19 protein-coding genes are annotated in these 19,840 nt (G+C 67.7%); 10 read left to right on the top strand and 9 right to left on the bottom strand.

Annotation, left to right across the window (positions count from 1 at the left end; all coding sequences use genetic code 11):
* Nucleotides 1-58: 58 nt before the first annotated feature.
* From A5773_RS11570 to A5773_RS11610, 9 genes are all read left to right on the top strand, one after another.
* Nucleotides 59-286, top strand: a complete 228-nt coding sequence (locus A5773_RS11570) for a hypothetical protein (RefSeq protein WP_067790978.1) — start codon at nucleotides 59-61, stop codon at nucleotides 284-286.
* An 89-nt stretch (nucleotides 287-375) separates the two neighbouring features.
* Entirely contained in the window at nucleotides 376-1,110 is a 735-nt protein-coding gene (locus A5773_RS11575) for an NUDIX hydrolase (RefSeq protein WP_066951137.1), read from the top strand.
* On the top strand, nucleotides 1,107-3,500 hold the full coding sequence (locus A5773_RS11580) for a hypothetical protein (RefSeq protein ID WP_067790979.1): 2,394 nt from the start codon (nucleotides 1,107-1,109) through the stop codon (nucleotides 3,498-3,500). Before A5773_RS11575 ends, A5773_RS11580 begins: the two co-directional genes overlap by 4 nt.
* Nucleotides 3,497-7,126, top strand: a complete 3,630-nt coding sequence (locus tag A5773_RS11585; protein ID WP_067790981.1) for a murein biosynthesis integral membrane protein MurJ — start codon at nucleotides 3,497-3,499, stop codon at nucleotides 7,124-7,126. The genes A5773_RS11580 and A5773_RS11585 overlap by 4 nt, the downstream gene beginning before the upstream one ends.
* A 65-nt stretch (nucleotides 7,127-7,191) precedes the next feature.
* A complete protein-coding gene (gene sigM, locus A5773_RS11590; protein WP_067790983.1) occupies nucleotides 7,192-7,803 on the top strand; it encodes an RNA polymerase sigma factor SigM in 612 nt (203 codons plus the stop codon).
* A complete protein-coding gene (locus A5773_RS11595; RefSeq protein WP_066951123.1) occupies nucleotides 7,796-8,524 on the top strand; it encodes a hypothetical protein in 729 nt (242 codons plus the stop codon). The genes sigM and A5773_RS11595 overlap by 8 nt, the downstream gene beginning before the upstream one ends.
* A gap of 90 nt (nucleotides 8,525-8,614) precedes the next feature.
* Entirely contained in the window at nucleotides 8,615-9,622 is a 1,008-nt protein-coding gene (trxB, locus tag A5773_RS11600) for a thioredoxin-disulfide reductase (RefSeq protein WP_067790985.1), read from the top strand.
* The gene (gene trxA, locus A5773_RS11605; protein WP_066951113.1) at nucleotides 9,619-9,969 is read left to right on the top strand and encodes a thioredoxin; all 351 of its coding nucleotides are present in this window, start codon (nucleotides 9,619-9,621) and stop codon (nucleotides 9,967-9,969) included. The genes trxB and trxA overlap by 4 nt, the downstream gene beginning before the upstream one ends.
* 135 nt (nucleotides 9,970-10,104) lie before the next feature.
* On the top strand, nucleotides 10,105-11,325 hold the full coding sequence (locus A5773_RS11610; protein WP_067790987.1) for an N-acetylmuramoyl-L-alanine amidase: 1,221 nt from the start codon (nucleotides 10,105-10,107) through the stop codon (nucleotides 11,323-11,325).
* Here A5773_RS11610 and A5773_RS11615 read toward each other — a convergent pair.
* The 9 genes from A5773_RS11615 to rpmH all read right to left on the bottom strand — a co-directional run bounded on the left by A5773_RS11615 (nucleotide 11,322) and on the right by rpmH (nucleotide 17,689).
* The gene (locus tag A5773_RS11615) at nucleotides 11,322-12,074 is read right to left on the bottom strand and encodes an acetyltransferase (RefSeq protein ID WP_066951104.1); all 753 of its coding nucleotides are present in this window, start codon (nucleotides 12,072-12,074) and stop codon (nucleotides 11,322-11,324) included. The genes A5773_RS11610 and A5773_RS11615 overlap by 4 nt on opposite strands.
* Before the next feature lie 255 nt (nucleotides 12,075-12,329).
* Nucleotides 12,330-13,313: a ParB/RepB/Spo0J family partition protein gene (locus A5773_RS11620; RefSeq protein ID WP_066951100.1), complete on the bottom strand. Its 984-nt coding sequence runs from the start codon at nucleotides 13,311-13,313 to the stop codon at nucleotides 12,330-12,332.
* A gap of 23 nt (nucleotides 13,314-13,336) precedes the next feature.
* Nucleotides 13,337-14,305, bottom strand: coding sequence for a ParA family protein (locus A5773_RS11625; protein ID WP_082948193.1), 969 nt, complete (start codon nucleotides 14,303-14,305; stop codon nucleotides 13,337-13,339).
* Complete coding sequence (gene rsmG, locus A5773_RS11630) at nucleotides 14,302-15,027, bottom strand: 16S rRNA (guanine(527)-N(7))-methyltransferase RsmG (protein WP_067266371.1); 726 nt, start codon at nucleotides 15,025-15,027, stop codon at nucleotides 14,302-14,304. The genes A5773_RS11625 and rsmG overlap by 4 nt, the downstream gene beginning before the upstream one ends.
* Before the next feature lie 61 nt (nucleotides 15,028-15,088).
* Nucleotides 15,089-15,649, bottom strand: coding sequence for a R3H domain-containing nucleic acid-binding protein (locus A5773_RS11635; RefSeq protein WP_066951085.1), 561 nt, complete (start codon nucleotides 15,647-15,649; stop codon nucleotides 15,089-15,091).
* A 79-nt stretch (nucleotides 15,650-15,728) separates the two neighbouring features.
* Nucleotides 15,729-16,838, bottom strand: a complete 1,110-nt coding sequence (gene yidC, locus A5773_RS11640) for a membrane protein insertase YidC (protein ID WP_156659367.1) — start codon at nucleotides 16,836-16,838, stop codon at nucleotides 15,729-15,731.
* Nucleotides 16,822-17,163, bottom strand: a complete 342-nt coding sequence (gene yidD / locus A5773_RS25570) for a membrane protein insertion efficiency factor YidD (RefSeq protein WP_082948194.1) — start codon at nucleotides 17,161-17,163, stop codon at nucleotides 16,822-16,824. Before yidD ends, yidC begins: the two co-directional genes overlap by 17 nt.
* Nucleotides 17,160-17,522 (bottom strand): ribonuclease P protein component, encoded by a 363-nt coding sequence (gene rnpA, locus A5773_RS11645; protein WP_066951077.1) that lies wholly within the window; start codon nucleotides 17,520-17,522, stop codon nucleotides 17,160-17,162. The genes yidD and rnpA overlap by 4 nt, the downstream gene beginning before the upstream one ends.
* A 23-nt stretch (nucleotides 17,523-17,545) precedes the next feature.
* Complete coding sequence (gene rpmH / locus A5773_RS25575; protein ID WP_073880743.1) at nucleotides 17,546-17,689, bottom strand: 50S ribosomal protein L34; 144 nt, start codon at nucleotides 17,687-17,689, stop codon at nucleotides 17,546-17,548.
* A gap of 551 nt (nucleotides 17,690-18,240) precedes the next feature.
* Between rpmH and dnaA the strand changes: the two genes are divergently transcribed.
* Nucleotides 18,241-19,773, top strand: a complete 1,533-nt coding sequence (gene dnaA, locus A5773_RS11650) for a chromosomal replication initiator protein DnaA (protein WP_066951372.1) — start codon at nucleotides 18,241-18,243, stop codon at nucleotides 19,771-19,773.
* Nucleotides 19,774-19,840: the final 67 nt, after the last annotated feature.

Here is a 19,840-nt window from a genome sequence, read left to right on the forward strand (position 1 = left end):
ACCTCTAGTCAATCGCTATGGGGCCCTGACTTTCGCAGTAGCGATAGCCCACGTCTTCGTGGTGGATTTCGTCACCTGGCTCTTTGTTTTGCCCATGTGGCCCTTGGTGATTGTCGTTCTGCCGGTGACGCTGGCATACATCGGCGTCAGCGCCCTCATCGCGCGGACATCGGGCAGATGCGGTCAGATCGGCCGCGGAATGATGATCGGCAGCCTGTCGGGGCCACTCTCGCTGGTGATCTTCATTCCCGCTTTTGTTATCGCCGCGGCAATCGGCCCGATCTGACCAGACACACTCGGACCTGAGGCATCGCGCGCCCCGCTAGCGGCGAGTATGTCCTGGGAGCGGATGGCGTGCCAGCTACTATCGCTTGGGTGTCGGACGGCGAACAAGGCAAGCCACGCAGGCGCCGGGGGCGGCGGCGCGGTCGTGGCGCTGCGAGTTCTACCGAGAACCAGACGAACGGCCAAGCCCCCGCCGACTCGACGCCGACGAAATCGCGCCGATCCCGTTCGCCTCGCCGCGGACCGGACCGGCTGCGGACCGTGCACGAAACCTCCGCCGGAGGACTGGTCATCGACGGGCTCGACGGGCCCCGCGACTCTCAGGTCGCGGCACTCATCGGCCGCATCGATCGCAGGGGACGAATGCTTTGGTCGTTGCCCAAGGGCCACATCGAACTCGGTGAGACCGCAGAGCAGACCGCTATAAGGGAAGTCGCCGAAGAGACCGGCATCCGCGGCAGCGTGCTGGCCGCGCTCGGACGCATCGACTACTGGTTCGTCACCGACGGCCGCCGGGTCCACAAGACCGTGCACCACTATTTGATGCGCTTCTCCGGCGGCGAGCTGTCCGACGAGGACCTCGAAGTGGCTGAGGTGGCCTGGGTGCCGATGCACGAGCTGCCGTCGAAGCTGGCCTACGCCGACGAACGTCGACTTGCCCGAGTGGCCCACGAGCTGATCGACAAGCTCCAAAACCACGGCCCCGCCGCCCTGCCACCGCTGCCACCCACCTCTCCCCGACGCCGCCCCCAGACGCACTCGCGCACCCGGCATGCCGACAAGCCGGCGACCAGCCGGAAGAACGGCCACGGGCCAGGGCCGTGACGGCGCCCCGACTCTGCTTGTTACGCCTCGCGGCGGTGATCGGCATCGTGGCCGGGTTCGCGATGCTCACCGCGCCCGTCATGCCGCGCGCGGGCGCAGGCGAGCCGGGCGTGACACCGTTCGTCCGCGTCCGCATCGACCAAGTCACCCCGGATGTGGTCACCACGTCCAGCCAACCCATCGTCACCGTCAGCGGCATGGTGACCAACATCGGCGACCGCCCCGTCCGCGACGTCATGGTCCGCCTCGAACACGCCGGGGCGGTCACCGCGTCCACGGGATTGCGGACCACCTTGGACGGCGAGACCGACGGGTATCAGCCGGCCGCCGATTTCCTGACGGTCGCTCCAGAACTGCAACGCGGCCAAGAAGCCGGCTTCACGCTGTCGGCGCCGCTGCGCTCGTTGACTAAACAGTCCCTGGGTGTCGAGAAGCCCGGCATCTACCCGGTCCTGGTCAACGTCAATGGCACACCCGATTACGGCGCCCCCGCCAGGCTCGACAACGCGCGCTTCCTGTTGCCGGTGGTCGGTGTACCCCCTGACCAGGGCGGTGATCTGGGCTCCGCCGTCGCGCCCGACACCTCCAAACCCGTGTGGATCACCATGTTGTGGCCATTGGCCGACCGGCCCCGGCTGGCCCCCGGCGTGCCCGGCGGCACCATTCCCGTGCGCCTGGTCGACGACGACCTGGCCACCTCTCTGGCCAGCGGCGGCCGGCTCGACATCTTGCTGTCCGCGGCCGAAGTAGCCACCAGCCACGACGTCGACCCGGACGGCGCGGTCGGCCGGGCGTTGTGTTTGGCCGTCGACCCCGACCTGCTCGTCACCGTCAACGCGATGACCGCCGGCTATGTGGTGACCGATCCGCCCGAGGGCCCCGGTCAGCTTCCGGGCACTCTGACCCACCCGGGTGCCGGACAGGCCGCAGCGACCGAATGGCTCAACCGGCTGCGTGCCCTGGCCCGCCGCACCTGTGTCGCGCCGTTCCCCTACGCGCAGGCCGACCTGGACGCCCTGCAACGCGTCAACGACCGCGGGCTGAGCGCCGCGGCGACCACTGACGTCAACAGCATCGTCGACCGCATCCTGGACGTGCCGTCCGTGCGCGGCGCCACTCTGCTGCCCGATGGCCCGCTGACCAACCGCGCGGTCAACCTGCTCGGCGCCAACGAAGCCACCGTCGCCGTTGCCGCCGCCGACCTGTCCGCCTCCGATGCGCAGGGATCCTCCGATGCCACCGTCGACACCGCACCGCGGCGGCTGTCCCCGCAAGTGGTGGTCGCGCCGTTCGACCCGGCGGTTGGGGCCGCGCTGGCCGGGGCGGGAAACTCTCCCGCCGCCCCAACCTACCTGGACTCGTCGCTGACGGTCCGGCTCGCGCATGACTCGGCGACCGCACGCCGCCAGGACGCATTGGGCTCCATGTTCTGGCACGCCTTGCGCCACGATGACGCGCCCCGCACCCAGATCCTGGTCCCGCCGGCGACGTGGAATTTGCAGGCCGACGACGCCCACGTGATCTTGACCGCGCTCACCACCACCATCCGGTCCGGTCTCGCGGTACCGCGGCCGCTGCCGGCGGTGGTTGCCGAGGCCAACCAGGCTGGACAAGCCGGTACGGAGCAGTCCGAGCCGGCCGGGGCATACACCTCCGTGCGCGGCCGATTCGGCGACGACGTGACCGCCGCCGTGGCCGGCCAGGTCGGCCGGCTGTGGGGTCTGACGTCGGCGCTGAGCACCGACGAGCGCACCGGGCTGACCGGCATCCAGTACACCGCGCCGCTGCGCGAAGACATGCTGCGCGCGCTCAGCCAGTCCGAACCGCCCGACACCCGCAACGGAATGGCCCAGCAGCGTTTGGCCGTCGTCGGCAAGACGATCAACGACCTGTTCGGCGCGGTCACGATCGTCAACCCTGGCGGTTCCTACACCCTGGCCACCGAGCACAGCCCCCTACCGCTCGCGCTGCACAACGGCCTGGCCGTCCCCATCCGGGTGCGGCTGCAGGTCGACGCCCCACCGGGGATGACAGTCACCGACGTTGGCCAGATCGAATTGCCGCCCGGATACCTGCCGCTGCGGGTGCCGATCGAAGTGAACTTCACCCAGCGGGTCGCCATCGACGTGACGCTGCGAACCCCGGAGGGCTTGCGGCTGGGTGAGCCGGTTCGCCTGTCGGTGCATTCCAACGCCTACGGCAAGGTGCTGTTCGCCATCACCATGACCGCTGCCGCCGTGCTGATGTTGCTGGCCGGCCGGCGCCTGTGGCACCGCTTCCGCGGCCAACCCGACCGCGCCGACCTGGACCGGCCGGACCCGCCCGGAGCCAGATCCGCGCACGCGGACGACCACACCGACGATCGGGTCGAGCAAGAGCATCGAGTATGAAACCCGCCCACCGGCAGGCCGCACCGCAACATCCCCGCCCGGCACAGCCGCCGCGGCGCCCCCGAAGCACGGGCTCGCCACCGACGGGTCCGCTGCCGCCCGTCCCAGCGGGGATCGATCGCCGGCGACCCGAACTTTCCGACGCCGCGCTGGTATCGCGGTCATGGGCGATGGCGTTCGCCACGCTGGTCAGCCGGCTGACCGGCTTCGCCCGGGTCGTGCTCCTGGCGGCCATCTTGGGCGCCGCGCTATCCAGCGCGTTCTCGGTGGCCAATCAGCTGCCGAACCTGGTGGCGGCGCTGGTGCTCGAGGCGACCTTCACCGCCATTTTCGTGCCGGTGCTGGCTCGCGCCGAGCAGAGCGACCCCGACGGCGGAGCCGCGTTCGTGCGGCGCCTGGTCACATTGACAACCGCGCTGCTGGTCCTGGCGACCGTGCTGTCGGTGCTTGCCGCTCCGCTGCTGGTGCGGCTGATGCTCGGCCGCACCCCGCAGGTCAACGAGCCGCTGACCACCGCGTTCGCCTACCTCTTGCTCCCCCAGGTGCTCGCCTACGGCCTGACGTCGGTGTTCATGGCGATCCTCAACACCCGCAACGTGTTCGGGCCGACGGCGTGGGCGCCGGTGGTCAACAACGTCGTCGCGCTCGCGACCTTGGCGGTGTACGCGGCGATGCCGGGCGAACTGTCGGTCGACCCCGTGCGGATGGGCAACACCAAGCTGTTGGTCCTCGGCATCGGTACCACGCTGGGCGTCTTCGCGCAGACCGCGGTGCTGCTGGCGGCGCTGCGGCGCCAGCGGGTCGACCTGCGCCCCCTATGGGGAGTCGACGAGCGCCTCAAGCGATTCGGCACGATGGCCGCCGCGATGGTGCTCTACGTGCTGATCAGCCAGCTCGGCCTGGTGGTCGGCAACCAGATCGCCAGCACGGCGGCCGCCTCGGGGCCCGCGATTTACAACTACACCTGGCTGGTCCTGATGCTGCCGTTCGGCATGATCGGCGTGACCGTGCTGACCGTGGTGATGCCGCGGCTGAGCCGCAACGCCGCCGCCGACGACACCAAGGCCGTGCTCGCCGACCTGTCGCTGGCCACCCGCCTGACGTTGATCACGCTGATCCCGATCGTCGCGTTCATGACGGTCGGCGGTCCAGCGATCGGCAGCGCGCTGTTCGCCTACGGCCACTTCGGCGGAGTCGACGCCGGATATCTGGGCGCCGCGATCGCCCTGTCGGCGTTCACGCTGATCCCCTACGGGCTGGTGCTGCTGCAGCTGCGCGTCTTCTACGCGCGCGAACAGCCCTGGACGCCGATCGTCATCATTCTTGTCATCACGGCGGTCAAGATCGTCGGATCCGTGCTGGCGCCGCACCTCACCGGCGACCCCAAGCTAGTAGCCGGTTATCTGGGGCTGGCGAACGGGATCGGTTTTCTTGCCGGCGCGGTCATCGGTTACCTCCTGCTGCGGCGCACCCTGCTGCCGGCGGGCGGCCACCTGATCGGCAGAGGTGAGCTGCGCACCATCCTGGTCACGCTCACCGCCTCGATGCTGGCCGGTCTGGTGGCCCATGTGGCCGACCGGTTGGCGGGACTGGACCGGCTGACCGCGCACGGCGGCGGCGCGGGTTCCTTGCTGCGCCTGCTCATCCTGGCCGTCATCATGCTGCCGATCATGGCGACGGTGATGCTCCGCGCGCGTGTCCCGGAGGCGCAGGCCGCACTGGACGCCGTCAGACGCCGCTTCGGGGGCCATGCTGTGCTGTCCCGCAAATCGATGACCCCGGATGGATCGTCCGGCCGGTCCCCGGTCACGTACCCTGAGCAGAGGAATTCGTCCCCGCCTGGGGTAAATGTGGTCCAGGAGCCGATCCGGCGCAGACCTCCGGAGCGGGCAATCCCAGCCCGGCTAGCGAAAGGACCGGAGGTGACCGACCGCCCTGTCGAGAGTGCCGCGTCGGGTGCCGAGCTGCCACGACCGGTTGCCGACGACTTCCAACCCGACATCCCCGCCGACCCCGCCGACCGCCCGTCCGAGCCGGCGGCGCCGCGCCCGTCCGACCAGCGCAACGGCGACGTTGCGCCCGAGTCGCGCGGCGGTCCGGCCCCGTTTGATGCGCCCCGCGACCGCGGCGGGGACCCGGCAGGTGACGACGTCCATTTGGTTCCCGGCGCGCGCATCGCCGGCGGCCGGTATCGCCTGCTGGTCTTCCACGGCGGCGCGCCACCCCTGCAGTTCTGGCAGGCGCTCGACACCGCGCTGGACCGCCAGGTGGCGCTGACCTTCGTCGACCCTGACGGGGCGTTGCCCGACGAGGTGCTGCAGGAAATCCTGTCCCGCACCCTGCGGCTCAGCCGCATCGACAAGCCCGGCATCGCCCGGGTGCTCGATGTGGTCCATACCGGCCACGGCGGCCTGGTCGTCTCGGAGTGGGTGCGGGGCGGTTCGCTGCAGGAGGTGGCCGACACCGCGCCGTCGCCCGTCGGTGCCGTCCGAGCCATGCAATCGTTGGCGGCGGCCGCGGACGCGGCCCACCGCGCCGGTGTCGCGTTATCGATCGACCACCCGAGCCGGGTGCGCGTCAGCATCGAGGGCGACGTCGTGCTGGCGTACCCGGCGACCATGCCCGAGGCCAACCCGCAGGGCGACATCCGCGGCATCGGCGCAGCGCTGTATGCCCTGCTGGTCAATCGGTGGCCACTCGCGGAGTCCACCGTGCGCAGTGGGCTCGCCCCGGCCGAACGCGATTCGACGGGCCAGCCGGTGGAGCCGATGGTTGTCGACCGTGGCATCCCCTTCCAGATTTCGGCCGTCGCGGTCCGCGCGGTTCAGGAAGATGGCGGGATACGCAGCGCGTCAACGCTTTTGAACCTGCTGCAACAAGCGACTGCGGTGGCCGACCGGACCGAGGTGCTGGGTCCGATCGACGATTCGCCGGCGCCCGCCACCGCGCGTGCGGCCGCGGGGCAGGACGACGCGGCGCTGGCGCGCCGCCGCCGCAACGTCTTGATCGGCGTGGGCGCGGGCCTTGTCGTCATCGTGGTGGCGCTGTTGGTCCTGGCGTCGGTGGTGAGCAAGATCTTCGGCAACGTCGGCGGCGGCCTCAACAAGGACGAACTCGGGCTGAACGGCCCCTCCTCCTCCACCTCGTCGTCGGCCCCCAGCTCCGCGGCCGCCGGCAGCGTCGTCAAGCCGACCAAAGCGACGGTCTACTCCCCCGACGGCGATGCCGACAACGCGGGCACGGCCGGGCAGGCGATCGACGGTGATCCCTCGACCGCCTGGGCGACCGAGGTCTACACCGACGCGGTTCCGTTCCCCAGCTTCAAGCAGGGTGAAGGCCTGATGCTGCAGCTGCCCAGCGCCACCGTCATCGGGCAGGTCACCATCGACACGCCGAGCAGCGGGACCAAGGTCGAGATTCGGTCGTCGGCCACGGCCTCCCCAGCGTCGCTGAACGACACCACCGTGCTGGCGCCCGCCTTCACGCTCAAGCCGGGTCACAACGTCATCCCGGTCCGGGCGGGTTCGGCGACGTCGAATCTGCTGGTGTGGATCTCGACGCTGGGAACCACCAACGGCAAGAGCCAGGCCGGCTTCTTCGAGATCACGGTCCAGGCCGCTTCCTGACCGCGCTCACAGCGCCCCCGCCGTGGTGAAGTGCCGCCCCGCAGCCGATTGGTTAGTGTCCGGCCGTGGGTTCCCGGGGAGACATCCAGCGCGAACGCAGTGATGCCGAGCTGCTGGCAGCCCACGTCGCCGGCGACCGGCACGCCTTCGGCGAGTTGTTCCTGCGCCACCAGCGACAGCTGCATCGGCTGGCCCGCCTCACCACGCGCACAGCCGAGGACGCCGAGGACGCGTTGCAGGACGCCATGCTCTCGGCGCACCGCGGCGCCGGCGCGTTTCGGCATGACGCCGCGGTCGGCAGTTGGCTGCACCGCATCGTCGTCAACGCCTGCCTGGACCGGCTGCGGCGCACCAAGTCCCACCCGACGATCCCGCTCGAAGACGTCTACCCGGTGCCCGATCGCACGGCCCAGGTCGAGACCGCGATGCTGGTGCAGCGCGCGCTGATGCGGCTTCCCGTCGAGCAACGGGCCGCGGTGGTCGCCGTCGACATGCAGGGGTACTCGGTGGCCGACACCGCGGCGTTACTGGGCATCGCCGAGGGCACCGTCAAGAGCCGGTGCGCCCGGGCGCGGATTCGCCTCGCCGAGCTTCTCGGCTATCTCAAAGCCGCGCCCGACCTGGGCCCACCCATGGCCGTCAGGCGGCGCATGACGGACACTGGGGCGGATGAGTGAAGCCGACGACGAAGCCGACGAGCCGCCCCTGACGGTCGAGCTTCTCGCCGACCTGCAAGCCGGCCTGCTGGACGACGAAGCCGCGGCCCGCGTGCGGCGACGGGTCCGGGATGACCCGCAGGCCGAGCAGGTTCTGCGCGCCCTCAACCGGGCACGCTGTGACGTCGCCACGCTGGGAGCCGGCCCGGCACCCGACGTCCCGCCCGAGGTCACCACCCGGATCTCGGCGGCGCTGGCCTCGGCTGAGACAGACCAGCCGGTCGCGCACTCGGCCCGGCCCCGGATCCGGCCCGCGCGGGTGGTCGCCGTAGTAGTGGGGGTGGGCGCGCTGCTCGCGGCGGTCGGCGTGGGCACCGCGGCTCTGGTCACCGCTCCGGAGCCTGCCCCCAGCACCCCGGTCACCGCCGAGCACATCACCGTGTCGACCCCGCCGATGGTGGTGCCGCTGTCGCAGGACGAACTACTCGGCCTGCTCAACCAGAGCCCGGATTACGGCCCCCTCGGTGACCCGGCGCGGCGCGCTTCCTGCCTCACCGGCCTCGGCTATCCGGCGTCCACGCAGGTGCTGGGGGCGCGCCGCGTCGAGATCAACGCCCGCCCCGGGGTCGTCCTGGTGGTGGCGGGCGACACTCCTCACAGCCTGGCGGTCTACGCCGTCGCGCTGAACTGCAGCGCCGCCGACACCGGCTTGTTGGCCAACACCGAAATCCCCCGCCCCTAGTGTGGTGACATGGGTGGTCCGACACCCGGGAACAGCCGTGCCTACGCTGGCGTTTGTACGAATCCAGGGACGATCGTTTGAAAGGGTTCTATGACCGCCGACACTGTGCACGACGTCATCATCGTTGGTTCGGGTCCTGCTGGGTACACGGCGGCGTTGTACACGGCGCGGGCGCAGCTGGCGCCGGTGGTGTTCGAAGGGACGTCGTTTGGTGGCGCGTTGATGACCACCACCGAGGTGGAGAATTTCCCGGGTTTTCGTGACGGCATCACAGGTCCCGAGTTGATGGACCAGATGCGTGAACAGGCCCTGCGTTTCGGAGCCGACCTGCGGATGGAAGACGTCGAATCGGTTTCGCTGGACGGCCCGGTCAAGTCGGTGACGACCGCCGAGGGCGAGACCGTCCGCGCCCGGGCGGTCATCTTGGCCATGGGCGCGGCGGCGCGGTATCTGGGGGTGCCCGGTGAGCAGGAGCTGCTGGGCCGCGGGGTGAGTTCGTGCGCGACCTGTGACGGGTTCTTCTTCAGAGACCAAGACATCGCGGTCATCGGTGGCGGGGACTCGGCGATGGAGGAGGCCACGTTCTTGACCCGGTTCGCGCGCAGCGTCACCCTGGTGCACCGCCGCGACGAATTCCGCGCCTCGCGCATCATGCTCGAACGCGCCCGGGCCAACGACAAGATCACCTTCGCGACCAACAAGGCCGTGCTGGGCGTCGAAGGCGATCAGACGGTCACGGGTTTGCGGGTGCGCGACACCCTCACCGGGGAGGAATCCACTCTGCCCGTGACGGGTGTGTTCGTGGCGATCGGTCACGACCCGCGCTCGGAGTTGGTGCGCGATGTTCTCGACACCGACCCCGAGGGCTACGTGCTGGTTCAGGGCCGCACCACGGCCACCTCGATCGAGGGGGTGTTCGCCGCCGGGGACCTGGTGGATCGCACGTACCGCCAGGCGATTACCGCCGCCGGCAGCGGCTGCTCAGCGGCCATCGACGCCGAGCGCTGGCTGGCCGACCATGTCGAATCAAGCTCTGCCGCTCAAAGCGACGCCACCGAATTTCCGGGCAGTACCGAGATGATTGGAGCACCTCAATGACCGCCGAAAAAGCCGGGGCCACAATCGAAGTCTCTGACGCATCGTTCTCCACGGAGGTGTTGTCCAGCAATAAGCCTGTGCTGGTTGATTTTTGGGCGACGTGGTGCGGGCCGTGCAAGATGGTCGCGCCGGTGCTCGAGGAAATCGCGAGCGAGCGCGCCGAGCAGCTCACCATCGCCAAGCTCGATGTGGATGCCAATCCGGAGACCGCGCGCGACTTCCAAGTCGTCTCCATCCCCACCATGATTCTGTTCAAAGACGGCCAGCCGGTGAAGCGGATCGTGGGCGCCAAAGGCAAGGCAGCGCTGCTGCGGGAGCTCTCGGACGCGGTTCCCAACCTCAGCTGATCGCGATTTAAGTTCGCCGCACCACGCCCCGGCGTTCAGCCTGGGGTTTTCCCGAATATGCGAAGCATCTGCGACAATTGCTGTTAGCTGTTGCTCAGATGCGAGCCTGTCAGTGTGTCCCGGAGGGCCTTTGGTATGTCGAGTCCGCGCCGTGAATACGGCGATGCGCTGCGCTGTGGTGACCGCAGCGCAGCTGTGACCGAGATCCGGGCTACGTTGGCAGCGCTAGGGCTGCTGGACGGCGCCGAAGATGATCTCACCACCGGCGGGCATGTGCCCCCCGAGCTGTTCGATATCGAACTCGACCAGGCGGTACGCGCTTTCCAGCAGCACCGCGGCCTGCTGGTGGACGGCATCGTCGGCGAGGCCACCTATAGGGCGCTGAAAGAGGCGTCCTACCGGCTCGGCGCGCGCACGCTGTACCACCAATTCGGTGCCCCGCTCTACGGTGACGACGTCGCCACCCTGCAGGCTCGCCTCCAGGACCTCGGTTTCTACACCGGCCTGGTCGATGGCCACTTCGGGTTGCAGACGCACAACGCGTTGATGTCTTACCAGCGTGAGTACGGGCTCGCCGCCGACGGCATCTGTGGTCCAGAGACATTGCGCTCCTTGTACTTTCTGAGCTCCCGCGTCACGGGCGGCTCACCGCACGCAATTCGCGAGGAGGAGCTGGTCCGCCGATCCGGACCCAAGCTGTCGGGCAAGCGGATCATCATCGATCCGGGCCGCGGCGGCACGGATCACGGCGAGCTCATGCAGGGTCCGTCGGGACCGGTCAGCGAAGCGGATGTGTTGTGGGACTTGGCAAGCCGCCTCGAGGGGCGGATGACCGCCATCGGCATGGAAACCTTCTTGTCACGGCCGGTCAACCGCAGTCCGTCCGACGCCGAACGCGCTGCCACGGCCAACAACGTCGGGGCGGACCTGATGATCAGCCTGCGCTGTGAAAGCCAGCCCAGCCCCGCGGCCAACGGTGTGGCTTCCTTTCATTTCGGAAACTCGCACGGCTCGGTGTCCACGATCGGGCGCAATCTCGCCGACTTCATTCAACGAGAAGTTGTGGCCCGCACCGGGTTACGGGATTGCCGAACCCATGGCCGCACATGGGATCTGCTGCGCCTGACCCGGATGCCCACGGTGCAGGTGGACGTCGGCTACATCACCAATCCACAGGATCGCGCAATGCTGATCTCGACGCAGACCCGCGACGCCATCGCCGAAGGTATCCTCGCCGCGGTCAAGCGGCTCTACCTCCTGGGCAAGAATGACCGGCCCACCGGCACATTCACCTTCGCCGAACTGCTGGCCCACGAACTGTCCGTGGAACGCACCAGCCGGCTCGGCGGCTCCTAGCCGATTTCGGCGCCCTGCAACGCATTTCCTGACGCAGACCCGGCCCCCACCGGCTCTTGCAGTTGTGCGGCTTCCAGCAGGCGCTCCAGTGCCGCCTCGACTTCGGCCTTCCACCCGAGACCCTTGTCCAGCTCGAGGCGCAGCCGCGGAAAGTACGGGTGTGGCGCCACCACGACGAAACCCGCGTCCTGCAGAAACTCCGCATCGATGACGCAGTGGTCCACCGAGCAGTCACCGACGGCCTCCAGCACCGGCCGCACATCAGGCCCCACCGCCAGCGGGTCCTGCAGCTCCGACGCCGCCGGCGTGCGGCCGAAGGCTTCCAGCGCCCGCACTCCGCGTCGAACCAGTTCGTCGATCACCCGGGCAAGCAGCCCGTGCAGCACATCGTCGGCGGCCTGCCCGGGCTCGGTACCCATCGAAGTCAGCAGCACCGCGTCCGCTGAGACCGGCGCGGTGGGAAACCGCTGTGCCCGCGGCACCGCCCGCGGCGGCGCGTAGAACACGTAGCCCAGGCACGGCGGTTCGCTTTGGCTCCGGTCGTCGACGGCGGCCGTCGCGACCTGACCGCACGACCCCCACTCCAGCATGACCATCGACAGCCAGGCTTCCTTCTCGAATTCCGGATCGGCGAGGTGGTCCTGATTACCGAGGGTCGCCGGGTCGACCTCCCAATACACGCAGCGACGCGCATGCTTGGGAAGCTGTTCGAAGGCCTCGAGGCGCAGCGGGGTGATTCGAGCGGACACTAGCCTCCTGGCTCCTGTGCGGTACTGCAGCCAATGGCACCGGCAACCCCTCCAGGATAAGAGAGGAGGTCGCAATCCGGCCAGCTTTGTCGTCGAGGCGCCGATCACGGCGCCGGAACGCTCGATGCGTTACCGTCCAGACCGGTTCGTTATCGAAAATCGTTGAAACTCATGCGGTTTCGTAACACGGCGGGGGCTGTTGCCTATCCGTAACCGCTCCGGTGTCACAGTGACGTAATTACAGGGTATGGCGGGTCAGGCCTTGGCGGTGGTCATCATGTCGATGATTCGTTGCAGATCGTCCACGGAGCCGAATTCCACGACGATCTTCCCTTTGCGTTTGCCCAGGCTGACCGTCACCCGGGTATCGAAGGCGTTCGACAGCCGATCGGCGACTTCCTGGAGGCCCGGCATCTGGATCGGCTTCCGCCGCTGGGGAGACGGCGCGCTCGCGCCGCTCCGATTTGCGAGCGTCACCGCCTCCTCGGTCGCCCGCACCGACAACCCCTCCGCGACGATCCGGCTGGCCAGTTCCTCCTGCGCCTCGGGCCCGGCCTCCAGCGATAGCAGAGCGCGGGCGTGGCCGGCCGACAGCACGCCCGCGGCCACCCGCCGTTGCACCGGAATCGGCAGCTTGAGCAACCGGATCATGTTGGTGATCAGTGGCCGCGAACGGCCGATGCGCGAGGCGAGTTCATCGTGGGTGACGCCGAATTCGTCGAGCAGCTGCTGGTATGCCGCCGCCTCTTCCAAGGGGTTTAGCTGCACCCGGTGGATGTTCTCCAGAAGGGCGTCGCGGAGCAGATTGTCATCGCCCGTCTCGCGCACGATGGTGGGGATGGTGGCGAGCCCGGCCTCTTGCGCGGCCCGCCAGCGCCGCTCCCCCATCACGATCTGATACCGCGGGCCCGTCTTGGCTCCGGGCACCGCCCGCACCACGATGGGCTGCAGCAGACCGAACTCGCGGATGGAGTGCACCAGCTCGGAGAGCGCCTCGTCGTCGAACACCTGCCGCGGCTGACGTGGATTGGGTTCGATGTCGGCGGGTGCGATTTCGCGATACACCGCGCCCGCTGGCGCCAGCTCCGGGCCCGGACCGCCGATCAGCACGTCCGCCGCCGCGTCCCCCATCCGCGGACCGAGGGTCGCGGGGCCGGAGTCACCTTCGGCGGGACCGGTCGGGATCAGCGAAGCCAGGCCGCGGCCGAGGCCGCCCTTCTTGCGTAACGGCTGCGTCATGGTCGTCCCTTCACGGATGGTGGTCAATCGCGTTCGGCGAGTTCACGGCTCGCGTCGAGATAGCTCATCGCCCCGCGCGAACCGGGGTCGTAGTCGATGATGGTCATGCTGTAACCGGGCGCCTCCGAGACTTTGACGCTGCGCGGGATCACCGTGCGCAGCACCTTGGTGCCGAAGTACCGGCGCACCTCTTCGGCGACCTGGTCGGCGAGCTTGGTGCGCCCGTCGTACATGGTGAGCACCACGGTGCTCACGTCGAGCCGCGGGTTGAGGTGGGCCTTCACCATCTCGATGTTGCGCATCAGCTGCGACACACCCTCGAGCGCGTAGTACTCGCACTGGATCGGGATCATCACCTCCGGCGCTGCGACGAGCGCGTTGATGGTCAGCAGTCCCAATGATGGCGGGCAGTCGATGAAGACGTAGTCGAAGTCGAGGTCGTCCAGTTGCGCCAGGGCAGTCCGCAGCCGGTTCTCGCGCGCCACCATGCTGACCAATTCGATCTCGGCGCCCGCCAAGTCGATGGTGGCGGGGACGCAGAAGAGTCGATCGTTATGCGGGCTGCGTCGCAGCGCGTCCTTGACGTCGACCTCACCGATGAGCACCTCGTACGACGAGGGCGTGCCCGATTGCCGGTCGGTGATACCGAGCGCGGTGCTTGCGTTGCCCTGTGGGTCGAGGTCGATGACCAACGTCTTGAGCCCCTGCAGCGCGAGCGCCGCAGCGAGGTTCACCGCCGTGGTGGTCTTGCCGACACCACCTTTCTGGTTGGCAACGGTCAGGACGCGGCGGTGACCCGGCCGGCGCAGCGGCGGATACGTTGTGTGCAGGACCCGCATCGCCCGCTCGGCGGCGGCGCCTATCGGCGTATCGAATTCGTCCGCTGTTTCACGTGAAACATTCGCCGCGGGATCCCCGACAGCCTCCGGCGCTACGGCCGCCTCGGGTGCCTGGACGTGCGCGGCGCTTGGCGATTCTCCCGGATTATTCATCGGTTTCCGGCCTTCCCCGTCCGTGCCGGCTGATGGCGCGGCTGCGTTCCGCGTCGGGCTATCACTACGGTTGCGGGGGGACGCAAATAGGTCGCGCCACATGTCACCACCCTGGCATCAAGAGCGCCCGATGCTGCCATCACACGCCGGTACTGTTCAACTTCGTCGCGTCCGCGCTCGCCCTTGATCGCGAGCATCCGACCGCCCGGCCGCAGCAACGGCATGCTCCACTTCGCCAGCTTGTCCAACGACGCAACCGCTCGTGACACCGCCGCATCCCTTTCCCCGAACTGGTGGCGTACCCACAGTTCCTCGGCACGGCCGCGGACCACTTCGACGGCTAACCCTAGTTGGTCGACGACCTCGCTGAGAAATTCGCTACGGCGCAACAGCGGCTCGAGCAGCACCACGTCCAGATCCGGACGTGCGAGCGCCAGCGGGATTCCGGGCAATCCCGCGCCGCTGCCGATGTCGATGACCCGCTCCCCCGGCTCGAGCAACTCCGCGACCGCGGCGCTGTTGAGGACATGGCGTTCCCAGATGCGCTCCACTTCGCGCGGGCCGAGCAGCCCCCGTTCCACTCCGGCGCCGGCCAGCACCTCCGCGTACCGCCGCGCCAAATCGAGCCGCGCACCGAAGATCGACGCCGCGACGTCCGGCTCCGGCGGGGCGAGTTGGTCCCCGTCGGGTTCGACCGGGCCGACATGTTTCACGTGAAACATCCTCTGCTTTGCCTGGCGCGGAATCGGGGCGCACCGCCGGAACTACACGGCTGTAACTCGGCTAGTCGTGCAGGACGACAACTCTCCGTGCGGGCTCCACGCCCTCGCTCTCGCTGTGCACGCCCGGCACCGCCGCGACGGCATCGTGGACGATCTTGCGCTCGAACGGCGTCATGGGCGCGAGCTCTTCACGTTCGCCGGATTCCAGCACGCGCCGCGCCACCTTGTCGCCCAGGGCCGCCAACTCCTCGCGGCGCCGCCGGCGCCAACTGGCGATGTCGAGCATCAACCGGCTACGGACGCCCGTCTTCTGGTGCACGGCCAGCCGGGTGAGCTCCTGCAGCGCGTCGAGCACCTCGCCGCCGCGGCCCACCAACTTGTTCAAGTCGTCACTACCGTCGATGCTCACGATCGCCCGGTTGCCTTCGACGTCCAGATCGATGTCCCCGTCGAAGTCCAACAGGTCCAACAACTCTTCCAAGTAGTCGCCGGCTATCTCGCCCTCGGCGACCAATCGCTCCTCCTGGTCGTCGAAGTCCTCGGCGCCCTCCTCGGCCGGCCGCTCGGCTTCGAGTTCGGTATCCACGTCCCGTTCGTCGGTGGTGGTGTCTGCGTCGGTCATGTCTTTCTCTCCCTCATCCACGGGTCCCTGCCAATGGGTCGCCCTGCCAGGGCAGCCCGGTATGGCGATGTCTCCCTTGTCAGCGTTTGCGTTTCTTGGGTCGTGCGCCCGGTCGCGGAGTGCGGTTGGGCGTGCCACCGTTTTGTCCACTCGGATTCGGATTGTCCGCCTCGGGCTTCGCCGATGGGACTTCGCCGGCGGCGGCCTCGGAGTCCGCCTCCCCCTCGGCGGCCGTCGACGACCCGTTGCCCACCGGCTGTCCCGGCTTCGGGTTGCGCTTCGGTTTCACCCCGGGCGCCGGCGCGTTGGCCGCCCGGCGCTCCAGCGCTTCTTGCTTCTTGGCCTCGTCCTCTTTTTCGATCATGCTGAACACGTAGTGCTGCTGACCGAATGTCCAGATGTTGTTCGCGAACCAGTACAGGATGATCGCGAGCGGCAGGAACGGACCGCCGACGACCACGCCGAGCGGAAACACATACAGCGCAAGCTTGTTCATCATCGCCGTCTGCGGATTGGCTGCGGCTTCTGCGCTCTGCCGCGCCACCGATGCCCGGCTGTTGAAGTAGGTCGCGATGCCGGCCAGGATCATCACCGGGGCGCCGACCGCGATGACCGCCGGCCGGCTGAAGAAGGTGAACGCGTCCAGCCCCGTCCGCTGCGTCATGAACGCGCCGATCGGTGCGCCGAACAAGTTGGCATCCAGGAAGTGCCCGACATCCGTCGGAGTGAAGACATAGTTTCCGGTGAGGCGGTTCTGCACCACCGACAGGTGCGGCTGACCGAAGCCCCCGGTGGTCCGGTTGAACGACCGCAACACGTGATACAGGCCAATGAACACCGGGATCTGCGCGAGCATCGGCAAGCACCCGAGGATGGGGTTGAACCCGTGCTCGCGTTGCAGCTTCTGCATCTCCAGCGCCATCCGCTGGCGGTCTTTCCCGTACTTCTTCTGCAGCGCCTTGATCTGCGGTTGCAGTTCCTGCATCTGACGGGTGGTGCGGATCTGCCGCACGAAGGGCTTGTACAGCAGCGCTCTCAGGGTGAACACCAGGAACATCACCGACAGCGCCCACGCGAAGAAGTTCGACGGTCCCAGCATCGAGGCGAACAGCTTGTACCAAGCCCACATGATCCACGACACCGGGTAGTAGACGAAGTCGAGGCTAAAGAAATCAAACAAGAGTTCCACTCTCCCCTCGCGCCGCCGGGCGGGCCCAAGCGTCGCTGGCATCTTCGAAGTTCACGTGACATCCCGAGCGCTCCGGGATCGGATCCCATCCGCCCCGATGCCATGGTCCGCACTTGGCAAGCCTGACCACAGCCAACCAACTCCCCCGCATCAAGCCGTACTCGGTCAGCGCGTCGACCGCATACTGGCTGCACGTCGGCACGAAGCGACATGTCGCCGGCCGCAGCGGCGAAACCATGTGCCGGTACAGCTGGATCAGAGAAATCAGGCCCCGCACGGTCGCCGCGCCCAACGGATGGATGGCGCCGCGTGCCGGCGCGGTCACTCTTGCCGTCCCGCCGACTCGAGCGCCCGCCGCAAACCTCGGCGCAACTCCTGTGCCAATCGCTCCGACGACGCGGTCCGACTGCCGGGCAACGCCCGGATCACCAACTGATCGGAATCTTCGAGCTGCCCCAAGATGGATCGCGCCACATGTCGCAGCCGCCGCGACACCCGATGGCGTTCCACGGCCGAGCCCACCGACTTGCCGACAATCAATCCGACCCGCGGAGCCGTCGCGACATCGTGATCGCTCGCCCGCCGGATGTGGACCACGATGTCGGGTTGCCAGGCGCGGACGCCCTGCTTCACCGTCGCGTCAAACTCCGTTGACCGCCTCATGCGGTTGCGTGCGGAAAGCACCGCCGAAAAACCCGACGTTGCGATCAGGCAGATAGCGCGCGGCGCCCCTTACGGCGCCGGCTCGACACAATCGAGCGTCCGGCGCGGGTTCGCATGCGCAACCGGAAGCCATGCACGCGGGCTCGGCGCCGGTTGTTCGGCTGGAAGGTCCGCTTGCCCTTGGCCACGACGTTCTCCTCGTTGTGTCTCGCATTTCCAGCCGGCCGGCCAGACGTCTCGCTCAGGTTCGTCTGCGGGTCGGTCGGAGGTAATCTTGCTGCTGGCCGGCGCGGTCCCCAGGCAGACCTGGGTCGCAGCCGCATCGCCGACTTTCGGGCGACTGTTTGAGGGTACTGACCACGCTTCGCCTGGTCAAACCTGGCCTGCCCCAACGCAGCCCCCGGTCGCGAGTCGCACCGGGCCCAAGGAACCCTAAACAACCCGATTGGAATGCAGCAGAACGGTTGGCAGCCGCACGGAAAACTGTTAGCTTCTGCCAGTGTCGTTTTAGACTGCAACGGCGCTCCACAACGAAGCGAGGATGGTGGGTCGACTAGCTGCCTAGACAGCCGTCAACGGTTTTCTTCCAGCACGGAGATCGCGAGCCGTCGCCGGTAGGTGCGGGTTCGCATACGCTCATCCTGTCCACACCTGTGTATAACTATGTGGACAGTCGCTTTGTTCACCAAGCGTGGTTGTAGCTTGACCCGGGATGCTCGAGAACCAGGGGGATGCGTCGTTGACCGATGACCCCGGTTCAGGGTTCACGACCGTGTGGAACGCGGTTGTTTCCGAACTCAACGGCGAATCCACCCCCGACGGGGTAGTCGCTAACCGCACCACGCTCATCACTCCCCTGACACCACAGCAACGGGCCTGGCTGAACCTGGTGCAGCCGTTGACCATCGTCGAGGGATTCGCGCTGCTGTCGGTGCCGAGCAGTTTCGTCCAGAACGAGATCGAACGTCATCTGCGCGCCCCCATCACCGACGCCCTCAGCCGCCGGCTCGGACAGCAGATCCAGCTCGGGGTGCGCATCGCGCCGCCCGATGACGACGCCGACGATGTTGTGATTCCGCAGGGTGAATCATTTCCCCAAACCGAAGCGCCGTTCGCGGAAGAGGACGCGATCGACGCCGACGAGGCAGACGAGAACGGCGACGGGGCCGAGGGTGCGCCGCAGAGTTGGCCGAACTACTTCACCGAGCGTCCGCACCACGCCGATCCGGCGGTAGCCGGCGGTACGAGCCTGAACCGCCGCTACACCTTCGACACCTTCGTCATCGGAGCCTCCAATCGCTTCGCGCACGCCGCGGCTCTGGCGATCGCCGAGGCACCGGCGCGCGCTTACAACCCGCTCTTCATTTGGGGCGAATCCGGTCTGGGTAAGACGCACCTGCTGCACGCCGCCGGCAACTACGCCCAACGGCTGTTTCCCGGGATGCGGGTCAAGTACGTGTCCACCGAGGAATTCACCAACGACTTCATCAACTCGCTGCGCGACGACCGCAAGGTGGCATTCAAGCGCAGCTACCGCGACGTCGACGTGCTGCTCGTCGATGACATCCAGTTCATCGAGGGCAAGGAAGGTATCCAGGAAGAGTTCTTCCATACCTTCAACACCCTGCACAACGCCAACAAGCAGATCGTCATCTCCTCGGACCGCCCACCCAAACAACTCGCCACCCTCGAAGACCGCTTACGCACCCGGTTCGAGTGGGGCTTGATCACCGACGTCCAGCCGCCCGAACTCGAGACCCGCATCGCGATCTTGCGTAAGAAGGCACAGATGGAGCGGCTCGCGGTCCCCGACGACGTCCTTGAGCTCATCGCCAGCAGCATCGAACGCAACATCCGCGAACTCGAGGGCGCCCTCATCCGCGTTACCGCGTTCGCGTCGTTGAACAAGACGCCGATCGATAAGGCACTGGCCGAGATCGTGCTGCGCGACCTCATCGCCGATGCCAGCACGATGCAGATCAGCGCGGCGACGATCATGGCGGCCACGGCCGAATACTTCGACACCACCGTGGAAGAACTACGCGGCCCAGGCAAGACCCGCGCGCTGGCGCAGTCACGCCAGATCGCGATGTACCTGTGCCGCGAGCTGACCGACCTGTCGCTGCCCAAGATCGGCCAGGCATTCGGTCGTGACCACACCACGGTGATGTACGCGCAGCGCAAGATCTTGTCCGAGATGGCCGAGCGGCGTGAGGTCTTCGATCACGTCAAAGAGCTCACCACTCGCATCCGGCAACGCTCCAAGCGCTGACGCCGGGCCGCTCTGCGCCCTGAGACCGCGGAATTAATTCCAAAAAACTTCTCGCACGTCTGTCACA

The sequence above is a fragment of the Mycobacterium sp. 852014-52450_SCH5900713 genome (assembly GCF_001667075.1).
In the GTDB taxonomy this organism is placed as follows: domain Bacteria; phylum Actinomycetota; class Actinomycetes; order Mycobacteriales; family Mycobacteriaceae; genus Mycobacterium.

What these genes read in the sequence shown, in the direction of transcription:
- A5773_RS11585 (WP_067790981.1), top strand. Translation starts at nt 3,497, where the DNA reads ATGAAACCCGCCCACCGGCAGGCCGCACCGCAACATCCCCGCCCGGCA.
- A5773_RS11595 (WP_066951123.1), top strand. Translation starts at nt 7,796, where the DNA reads ATGAGTGAAGCCGACGACGAAGCCGACGAGCCGCCCCTGACGGTCGAG.
- trxB (WP_067790985.1), top strand. Translation starts at nt 8,615, where the DNA reads ATGACCGCCGACACTGTGCACGACGTCATCATCGTTGGTTCGGGTCCT.
- trxA (WP_066951113.1), top strand. Translation starts at nt 9,619, where the DNA reads ATGACCGCCGAAAAAGCCGGGGCCACAATCGAAGTCTCTGACGCATCG.
- A5773_RS11610 (WP_067790987.1), top strand. Translation starts at nt 10,105, where the DNA reads ATGTCGAGTCCGCGCCGTGAATACGGCGATGCGCTGCGCTGTGGTGAC.
- A5773_RS11620 (WP_066951100.1), bottom strand. Translation starts at nt 13,313, where the DNA reads ATGACGCAGCCGTTACGCAAGAAGGGCGGCCTCGGCCGCGGCCTGGCT.
- A5773_RS11625 (WP_082948193.1), bottom strand. Translation starts at nt 14,305, where the DNA reads ATGAATAATCCGGGAGAATCGCCAAGCGCCGCGCACGTCCAGGCACCC.
- rsmG (WP_067266371.1), bottom strand. Translation starts at nt 15,027, where the DNA reads ATGTTTCACGTGAAACATGTCGGCCCGGTCGAACCCGACGGGGACCAA.
- A5773_RS11635 (WP_066951085.1), bottom strand. Translation starts at nt 15,649, where the DNA reads ATGACCGACGCAGACACCACCACCGACGAACGGGACGTGGATACCGAA.